The sequence below is a fragment of the Streptococcus oralis genome (assembly GCF_006175905.1).
GTDB classification, from domain to species: Bacteria; Bacillota; Bacilli; order Lactobacillales; family Streptococcaceae; genus Streptococcus; species Streptococcus oralis_BG.
In genome coordinates this window covers 507,823-517,500 of the sequence record NZ_SSNB01000001.1, presented here as the reverse complement: position 1 = coordinate 517,500, position 9,678 = coordinate 507,823, and the positions used below count along the sequence as shown (strand labels likewise).

Here is a 9,678-nt window from a genome sequence, read left to right as displayed (position 1 = left end):
AAAGACAAGGTTTTCGAGCCTTGTTTTTTATTTCCTACTAAATTCTATCTATTTTAAGCTGTGATAGCTGGTCAAAAATTATTTTTGAGGATCATTCTAAGCTTTTTTGATTGAATTTTTGGTATAATATTACTTATTCACAATTTATTTTGATTATGAAAGTGTTGGTGTTTGATGTCTCGTTCTGTTGACTTGCTTAAGAAGCGCTACTTAGAAAATATAAAAGAGAAGCCTGATTTATTCGTGGGAATTGAGTTAGAATATCCTATTGTAAATTTAGAGGGTAAAGCTACAGATACTGAAGTTGTAAAGTCTCTCTTTCGGTATTTACCTTCCGTTCTGGGTTTTACTATCGAAAAAGTAGATGACTTTGGAAATCCAATTCAGTTACTTGATCCAGTTAGCCAAGATACTATCTTATTCGAAGTCTCCTATACAACTATCGAGTTTGCCTTTGGTAGGGCGGAAACTATCCAAGAGGTTGAAGAGCGTTTTAGAGACTACATGGATTTGATTCAGAAAAAACTTGCGGAAGCAAATCATGCCGTAGTTGGCTCGGGAATCCATCCATACTGGGAAAAGAATGAGAATCAACCGGTTGCTTATGCACGCTATCAAATGTTAATGAACTATTTGAAGTTGAGTAGAACTGTTCTAGGATCGGGCTTACACGATTACCCGCAATATGGTGCTTTTATCTGTGGAAGCCAAGTTCAATTGGATGTTTCAAAGTCTAACTATTTGCGTGTTCTCAACGCATTTACTCAGATCGAAGCTGCAAAAGCTTATTTGTTTGCCAATTCTGAGTTTTCAGGGGAAGATTGGGATACTAAGATTTCAAGGGATATTTTTTGGGAAGAGTCCATGCACGGGATTTATCCTGAAAATGTAGGCGTCAATGCCAGACTCTTCAAAGATGAGAATGATTTTTTTGATTATCTAGATCATTCTGCAATTTTTACCGCGGAACGTGATGGCGAAACCTATTATTTTTATCCCATTCGAGCAAAAGATTACTTAGGGACTCCGGAAATTCACGCCTTCGCCCTTGATGGAAAAGAGATTCTTCTTTATCCTCAGGAGAAGGATTTCCAAACTCACCGTAGTTACCAGTACCAAGATTTGACAACTCGAGGTACTATTGAGTTTCGTAGTGTTTGTACGCAACCCTTGAATCGTACCTTTGCTGCGACTGCCTTTCACTTGGGTTTGTTGCTAAATTTAGACAAGTTAGAAGCTTACTTGCAATCTGCACCATTTTTTACCAGATTTGGTCGTGATTATAAGTCATTGAGGCGACAATTTTCTAAGAAAAGGCTCGCAGATGAGGAAGAAACTGCAATTGTCGAGTTTTCAAAAGTCTTACTCCTTCTAGCTGAGGAAGGTTTGGAGAAAAGAGATAAGCAAGAAATGATTTATTTAGAGCCTTTGAAGAAAGAATTGGGATTATAATTTCTCTTATAAAGGGAGAATTTTCTGAAAAATCATGATATAATGGAATGGACTATAGATAAAGGATAGAGATTATGACATTAGTTTATCAATCAACGCGTGATGCGAATAATAGAGTAACTGCTAGCCAAGCTATTTTGCAAGGTTTGGCGACGGATGGTGGTCTGTTTACACCACTTACTTATCCAAAGGTGGATTTGGACTTTGACACATTAAAAGATGCTTCTTACCAAGAAGTGGCTAAATTAGTTTTATCAGCATTTTTAGATGACTTTACGGCTGAGGAGTTGGACTACTGTATCAACAATGCCTACGATAGCAAGTTTGATACTCCAGCTATTGCGCCATTGGTGAAATTGGATGGGCAATACAACTTGGAATTGTTCCATGGTTCAACGATTGCCTTTAAAGATATGGCCTTGTCTATCTTGCCATACTTTATGACGACAGCCGCTAAAAAGCATGGTTTAGAGAACAAAATCGTCATTTTGACAGCGACATCTGGTGATACTGGAAAAGCTGCTATGGCGGGGTTTGCCGATGTGCCTGGTACTGAGATTATCGTCTTTTATCCAAAGGATGGTGTCAGCAAGGTCCAAGAGTTGCAAATGACCACTCAGACTGGCGACAATACTCATGTTATCGCCATTGATGGAAACTTTGATGATGCACAAACAAATGTGAAACATATGTTTAACGATGTAGCTCTTCGTGAAAAGTTGGCTGCCAATAAACTGCAATTTTCATCAGCTAACTCTATGAACATTGGTCGTTTGGTACCACAGATTGTTTATTATGTTTATGCCTACGCTCAGTTGGTCAAGTCTGGTGAGATTGTAGCTGGTGAAAAGGTCAACTTCACAGTACCAACAGGAAACTTTGGAAATATTTTGGCTGCCTTTTATGCTAAACAAATCGGTCTTCCAGTTGGCAAATTGATCTGTGCTTCAAATGACAATAATGTTTTAACTGACTTCTTTAAAACTCGTGTTTACGACAAGAAACGTGAGTTTAAGGTGACGACTAGCCCATCTATGGATATCTTAGTATCTTCAAACTTAGAGCGTTTGATTTTCCATCTTTTGGGGAATGATGCGGTTAAGACAGCTGAACTCATGAATGCCTTGAGTACACAAGGACAATATGAATTGATAGACTTTGATGCAGAGATTCTGGATCTCTTTGCAGCTGAATATGCGACTGAGAAAGAAACTGCGGCAGAAATCAAGCGTGTTTATCAAACAGATGCCTACATCGAGGATCCACATACGGCGGTTGCCTCAGCTGTTTATAGAAAATACCAAGTGGCTACTGGCGATGCGACTAAGACAGTGATTGCTTCAACAGCTAGTCCATACAAGTTCCCAGTGGTTGCAGTAGAAGCGGTAACTGGGAAGGTTGGCTTGACTGACTTTGAAGCTTTGGCTCAATTACATGACATTTCAGGAGTGGCAGTGCCACCAGCGGTTGATGGCCTTGAAACAGCTCCAGTTCGTCATAAAACAACAGTGGCAGCTGCTGACATGCAAGCAGCGGTTGAGGCTTATCTAGGACTTTAAGACAGAGGGAGTAAACTCGGTTGGGAAACCAACTGAGTTTCTTTTCATCAGGAGGAAGGATTGTTTAAGAAAAATAGAGACATTCTTAATATTGCATTGCCAGCTATGGGTGAAAACTTTTTGCAGATGCTCATGGGAATGGTGGACAGTTACTTGGTCGCTCACTTGGGCTTAATCGCTATTTCGGGTGTTTCAGTTGCTGGCAATATTATCACCATTTACCAGGCGATTTTTATCGCTCTGGGAGCTGCTATTTCCAGCGTTATTTCAAAAAGTTTGGGGCAGAAAGATCAGTCGAAGCTAGCTTATCATGTGACTGAAGCGCTGAAGATTACCTTACTACTAAGTTTGCTTTTAGGGGCCTTATCCATCTTTGCTGGGCAAGAGATGATAGGGCTCTTGGGAACTGAGCAGGATGTGGCCGAGAGTGGTGGACTCTACCTATCTTTGGTAGGCGGATCGATTGTTCTCTTGGGCTTGATGACGAGTCTAGGTGCCTTGATTCGTGCAACGCATAATCCGCGTCTGCCTCTCTATGTTAGTCTTTTATCCAATGCCTTGAATATTATTTTTTCAAGTCTAGCTATTTTTGTCCTTGATATGGGCATAGCGGGTGTTGCTTGGGGGACTATCTTGTCTCGCTTAGTCGGTCTTGTGATTTTGTGGTCACAATTAAAGCTGCCTTTTGAGAAACCGACTTTTGGTTTAGATAAGGAACTATTGACTTTGGCTTTGCCAGCGGCAGGAGAACGTCTCATGATGCGAGCTGGAGATGTCGTCATCATTGCCTTAGTTGTATCTTTTGGAACGGAGGCAGTAGCTGGAAATGCAGTCGGAGAAGTCTTGACCCAGTTTAACTATATGCCTGCCTTTGGCGTCGCTACGGCAACAGTCATGCAGGTAGCTCGAGCAGTTGGAGAGGATAACTGGGAAAGAGTAGATGATTTGAGCAAGCAAACCTTTTGGCTTTCCCTGCTTCTCATGTTGCCCTTAACTCTCAGTATCTATGCCTTGGGGACACCATTGACTCATCTCTATACGACCGATCCTGTAGCGGTTGAAGCGAGCGTTTTGGTGGCACTGTTCTCTCTACTAGGAACCCCCATGGCGACAGGGACAGTTATATATACGGCAGTTTGGCAGGGATTGGGAAATGCTCGCCTCCCCTTTTATGCGACAAGTATTGGGATGTGGTGTATCCGTATAGGGACAGCCTATCTTATGGGTATTGTTCTTGGTTGGGGGTTGCCTGGTATTTGGGCTGGAACGTTATTGGACAATGGTTTTCGATGGTTATTTCTACGCTACCGTTACCAAAGTTATATGAGCTTGAAAGGATAGGAAATGAAAAAAACAGCTTTTATTTGGGATTTAGATGGAACCTTATTGGACTCTTACGAAGCGATTTTGTCAGGGATTGAGGAAACCTTTGGTCAGTTTTCTATTCCTTATGACAAGGAGAAAGTGAGAGAGTTTATCCTCAAGTTTTCGGTGCAAGATTTACTGGAGCAGGTGGCAGAAGAGCGAAAACTGGATGTGGAAGTGCTCAATCAGGTGCGTGCCCAGAGTTTGGCTGAGAAGAATGCCCAGATAGTTTTGATGCCAGGTGCGCGTGAAGTGTTGGCTTGGGCAGATGAAGCAGGGATTATGCAGTTTGTTTATACCCATAAAGGAGACAATGCCTTTACCATTCTAAGAGACTTGGGTTTGGAATGTTATTTCACAGAAATTTTAACTAATCAGAGTGGTTTTGCACGCAAGCCCAGTCCAGAAGCGGCGACATATCTGCTAGACAAATATGAGTTGGATCCTAGGACTACCTATTATCTAGGGGACCGGACTTTGGATGTGAAATTTGCCCAGAATAGCGGTATTCAAAGCATTAACTTTTTAGAGTCAACTTATGAAGGGAATCAGAGGATTCAAGCATTGGCAGATATTCCCTACATTTTTGAGGATGAGCAATAAAAAGATTGTGTCAGTTTTATGACAGAAGGCTAACAAACTATTTCAACTGATCTAGTTTGTTACAAGGAATAGACAGTTCTGTTAAATAGGCCCGAGAGGGCTTTTTTTCTGTTTTTTTGTGTTATGATAGACAGGTACTCATTTGAAAGGAATATGAACGAATGAAGAAAAGAATTATTTTAGCCTCAACAGTAGCCCTGTCTCTTGCTCCCGCATTAGGAGCTAAAGCTCAAGAAATCTCTTGGACAGCACGTAGCGTTGAGCAAATCCAAAATGATGTGACGAAAAACGAGAACAAAAACAGCTATACAGTTCAGTATGGTGATACCCTGAGCACGATTGCAGAAGCTTTGGGAGTAGATGTAACCGTTCTTGCTAATTTGAACAAAATCACTAATATGGACTTGATTTTCCCAGATACTGTCCTCACTACAACTGTCAATGAGGAAGAAGAGGTGACGGAAGTTGAAATCCAAACTCCTCAAGCGGATTCTAGTGAAGAAGTGACGACTGCGACAGCTGATTTGACGACGAATCAAGTGACAGTTGATGAACAAACAGTTCAAGTAGAAGATCTTTCTCAACCAATTGAGGATGCTCCAACTGTAACAGAGACTGAAAAACCAACAGAAGTAGCGCCAAATTCAGAAGTTTCTGAGACAGCGACAGTTGCTGAAGAGACACCATCTACAGAAACACCTGTAGCAGCAGAAACAACTAGTCCAGTTGAAGAAGAAGCTCCTCAAGCAGCGACTCCAGCTACTGAAGAAACGGCAGCAACAACTCCAGCAGAAGCACCAGTAGCAGCTGCTCCAGCAACTGAAACACCTGCTGATACAACAGGAACAAGTGCAACAGAAGAAGCAGCATCAACAGCAACTTCTGACACTGCAACTTCGACTTATCAAGCAGAGCAAAGCCAAACTCCTTCAAGAACGTATGCTGCTCCAGCGGCTCCTGACTATGCAGGACTTGCTGTAGCTAAGTCTGAGAATGCTGGTCTTCAACCACAAACAGCGGCCTTTAAAGAAGAAGTAGCCAACTTGTTTGGAATTACATCTTTTAGTGGCTACCGTCCTGGTGACAGTGGGGACCATGGTAAAGGTTTGGCCATCGACTTTATGGTTCCAGTGAGTTCAGCACTCGGAGATCAAATTGCAGAATATGCAGTCAAAAATATGGCTAGCCGTGGTATCAACTATATCATCTGGAAACAACGTTTCTACGCTCCATATGATAGTAAATATGGACCAGCCTACACGTGGAATCCAATGCCAGACCGTGGTAGCGTAACCGAAAACCACTATGATCACGTTCACGTATCAATGAACTAATAGAAAAAGAAGCTGAAAACTCATAAGGTTGAGGCTTCTTTTTGTTGTTCTAAGTCAAAATGTTTTCAAAGTTATGCTATAATCAAACTGAAGTTGACTGAAAATCAAGTATTTTTATTTTAGTAGAAGGTGAGAACACTATGATGAATAGTTTGAAAAAAACATTTGAGAAAACCATTGATGACTTTGAAAAAGAATTTTGTGGTGAAGTCGTTGAACTCTTGATTATCACTTTGCAAAATGTGGGAGGTGCGACTGTTTTAAAGAATGGATGGAAGTTGCCTTCGGTTCATTTTGTAGCAAGTGTGAATGTGGGGACAAAGGAGTTCTCGGAAATAGAGGGACGTTTGGAGTGGTTGGTGAGTCCAGAGGAATATGAAGAAAAGGGCTTGCTCTATAGCTATAGTTTCGAGCCCTATCAGATTCATCACATCAAATGTCAGAAAAGACCACAAAGGCAATTAGAACCTTATATGGCAGCAGTAGCGAATAACTGTTATCGTCTGCTGGAATACATTGAAGATGGGCAGTCGGATAGTAGATTAGAAGCTCTGATTGCAGAATATGTTAAACCAGTCGTCATCAAAGATTCTATAGGCGAATTCACTTTAAATAGAGCTTATTCATGGTTTGAGGGAAGTATGGATCTTGCGGGAAGCAGGGTTAGCGTGATGTTGGATGCAAATGAAGATGCCAGCTTACCACCAAAATCATTTGGCTACTTGAAAACATTTGTCAGGGATATTGACCGAAGAGACTCTGAAATCCGAGACGTTATAGTAAAAGAGATGTGGGAAACAGCAGAGGACTGGCTAGCTTCAGACGGAGATGCCGAAGTATTAACAGAGGACTATTTTTATAATTCCTTGTATCTGGGGGAACTGTCTATCAGCGAAGCGGGGGATTTGACTCTTTATTATGGAGATAAAGAGGATATTTTTGCTGGGCATGCGGTAGAAGTCAGGGCAGATATTGAAGGAAATATAGAAAATGTGACCTTGGTAGGGTAAATGGAAAGCATGTGATTATTTCTTTATTGTGAATAAGCAACTTAGTCCTGTTACAGGAGTTTCTCCATTATATTTTAAAAATAACTGAAATCAGCACCTTCTTTAGAAAGTGCTGATTTTTTTGAGATAATAGTAGAAAGTTTATACTTTTCGGCGTTTGAGAGCGAGCAAAGTTCGATAGAAAATGATTTGGCTGCTCTGGATATAGGGAAGGATTGAAAAACTAGCAATTCCAAAAGTAATCCAATTGAGGAAGTACCAAGGAAGTAGTTGTAAATCGAGGACAAAGCGTTGAAATTTGTAACCTTTCACCAAGAAACGACTGGTTTTCAGGATTTGACTGGGTTTAGCCTGCCCTAAATCTAGAGTGTCGCAGAGGAGGAATTCTACCTGCGAGTAGGCGTAATGTTGCGGGATATAGAGGGCATTTCCTACAATCATCAAGATGAGGCTCGCAAAAAAGTAGAGCCCAAAGGTCATAAGGAATTGCTCGTTTTCAATAGATGAGAGGTCTAGTTTTGGAAACTCAGGATGTAGGGCAACAAATCTTCTAGCCAAGAGATTGCTATAAAAGAGGAAATAAATGCCTACTAAGTTTGGAATGCTCCATAAAAAGAGGTAGAAACGTTTGAGGAGCAGAGTTAGGAAGGTTTGCGAGAAGCGCTCTTCAGCAAAGAGGGCCAGGCTTGATTTTACTGAGAGTTCCGTATCAGGATCCTTGAGGAGTCGGAGTGTCGCAAAGGCAGCACCTACTAGAAAAATCGTGCTCATAAAAGAAACTACTAGCGGGAAGAGATAGGCTTGGAGAACTTGTGCCAGCATGCTGAAAAAGGATTGCTCTAAAACACTTTCTTGGAGACGAGCCAAGGGGTTGAGAAAGCCTGACAAGATAACCAGTATGCTAGGTAAGAGATAGACCAGAAAGAGGCGGGGATTTTCAGCCTGAAATTGCCTAGCCTGCAGACGAATAGTTTTTAAATCAATTTTTGGGTATTTCATTCTCTCATTATACCATAGTTCGTGACAGTTCCAGCTTTTTTTGATAAAATCATACAGTATGCCTTTGGGCGCAAAGTATGAACTGGGACTGTTTTTCCCAGCTTCGGAGGTAAAAAATGTCAGATTCACCAATCAAATACCGTTTGATTAAGAAAGAGAAACACACAGGAGCTCGTCTGGGAGAAATCATCACTCCGCACGGTACCTTCCCGACACCTATGTTTATGCCAGTTGGGACCCAAGCCACGGTCAAGACTCAATCACCAGAGGAGTTGAAGGAGATGGGTTCAGGGATTATCCTGTCAAACACCTATCACTTGTGGCTCCGTCCAGGAGACGAACTCATCGCACGCGCAGGCGGTCTCCACAAGTTCATGAACTGGGATCAGCCCATCTTGACGGATAGTGGTGGTTTTCAGGTTTATTCTCTAGCGGATAGTCGAAATATCACAGAAGAAGGAGTAACCTTTAAAAACCATCTCAATGGTTCCAAGATGTTCCTATCGCCAGAAAAGGCCATCTCTATCCAGAACAATCTGGGCTCAGACATCATGATGTCCTTTGACGAATGTCCTCAGTTTTACCAACCCTATGATTACGTTAAGAAATCAATCGAACGTACCAGCCGTTGGGCTGAGCGCGGGTTGAAGGCTCACCGTCGTCCGCATGACCAAGGTTTGTTTGGAATTGTGCAGGGGGCAGGATTTGAAGACCTTCGCCGTCAGTCAGCTCACGACCTTGTTAGCATGGACTTCCCTGGCTACTCTATCGGTGGTTTGGCTGTGGGAGAAACGCACGAAGAAATGAATGCAGTCTTGGACTTCACAACTCAACTGCTGCCTGAAAACAAACCTCGCTATTTGATGGGTGTGGGAGCGCCAGATAGCTTGATTGATGGGGTTATTCGTGGAGTAGATATGTTTGACTGTGTCCTACCGACTCGTATCGCTCGTAACGGTACCTGTATGACCAGCCAAGGGCGTTTGGTTGTCAAGAATGCCCAGTTTGCTGAAGACTTTACACCGCTGGATCCTGAGTGTGACTGTTACACATGTAAGAATTACACACGCGCCTACCTTCGTCACCTGCTCAAGGCTGATGAAACCTTTGGTATCCGCTTGACTAGCTACCATAATCTTTACTTCTTACTCAACCTCATGAAGCAGGTCCGCCAAGCCATCATGGATGACAATCTCTTGGAATTTCGTGAGTATTTTGTAGAAAAATATGGCTACAACAAGTCAGGGCGCAATTTCTAAAGTGTAAAAATAGAATGCCAAAATCCTAAGTTTTCTCTTAGGATTTTTCCTATTTTTTTGATAGAATAGGGAGTATAATGGAATGGAAATTAGGTGG

At 41.9% G+C, this 9,678-nt stretch carries 8 protein-coding genes; 7 read left to right on the top strand and 1 reads right to left on the bottom strand.

The window, feature by feature from the left end:
• The first annotated feature begins 174 nt into the window (after window positions 1-174).
• The 6 genes from E7Y33_RS02510 to E7Y33_RS02485 all read left to right on the top strand — a co-directional run bounded on the left by E7Y33_RS02510 (window position 175) and on the right by E7Y33_RS02485 (window position 7,323).
• Window positions 175-1,452 carry a glutamate-cysteine ligase family protein gene (locus E7Y33_RS02510; protein WP_049501170.1) on the top strand — a complete coding sequence of 426 codons (1,278 nt, stop codon included), beginning with the start codon at window positions 175-177 and terminating at the stop codon, window positions 1,450-1,452.
• Between the two features lie 74 nt (window positions 1,453-1,526).
• A complete protein-coding gene (gene thrC / locus E7Y33_RS02505; RefSeq protein WP_139689556.1) occupies window positions 1,527-3,011 on the top strand; it encodes a threonine synthase in 1,485 nt (494 codons plus the stop codon).
• Between the two features lie 60 nt (window positions 3,012-3,071).
• Window positions 3,072-4,352 carry an MATE family efflux transporter gene (locus E7Y33_RS02500; RefSeq protein WP_084848887.1) on the top strand — a complete coding sequence of 427 codons (1,281 nt, stop codon included), beginning with the start codon at window positions 3,072-3,074 and terminating at the stop codon, window positions 4,350-4,352.
• Window positions 4,353-4,355: 3 nt separating this feature from the next.
• Window positions 4,356-4,979, top strand: a complete 624-nt coding sequence (locus tag E7Y33_RS02495; RefSeq protein ID WP_000750409.1) for an HAD family hydrolase — start codon at window positions 4,356-4,358, stop codon at window positions 4,977-4,979.
• Between the two features lie 161 nt (window positions 4,980-5,140).
• Complete coding sequence (locus E7Y33_RS02490) at window positions 5,141-6,313, top strand: LysM peptidoglycan-binding domain-containing protein (protein ID WP_000746000.1); 1,173 nt, start codon at window positions 5,141-5,143, stop codon at window positions 6,311-6,313.
• Between the two features lie 140 nt (window positions 6,314-6,453).
• Window positions 6,454-7,323, top strand: coding sequence for a DUF2262 domain-containing protein (locus E7Y33_RS02485; protein WP_000982055.1), 870 nt, complete (start codon window positions 6,454-6,456; stop codon window positions 7,321-7,323).
• A 141-nt stretch (window positions 7,324-7,464) separates the two neighbouring features.
• On the opposite strand, the gene E7Y33_RS02480 is transcribed toward E7Y33_RS02485, so the two are convergent.
• Entirely contained in the window at window positions 7,465-8,322 is an 858-nt protein-coding gene (locus E7Y33_RS02480; RefSeq protein ID WP_000876904.1) for a DUF975 family protein, read from the bottom strand.
• Between the two features lie 116 nt (window positions 8,323-8,438).
• Here E7Y33_RS02480 and tgt point away from each other — a divergent pair, with 116 nt between their 5' ends.
• Entirely contained in the window at window positions 8,439-9,581 is a 1,143-nt protein-coding gene (tgt, locus tag E7Y33_RS02475) for a tRNA guanosine(34) transglycosylase Tgt (RefSeq protein WP_001285237.1), read from the top strand.
• Window positions 9,582-9,678: the final 97 nt, after the last annotated feature.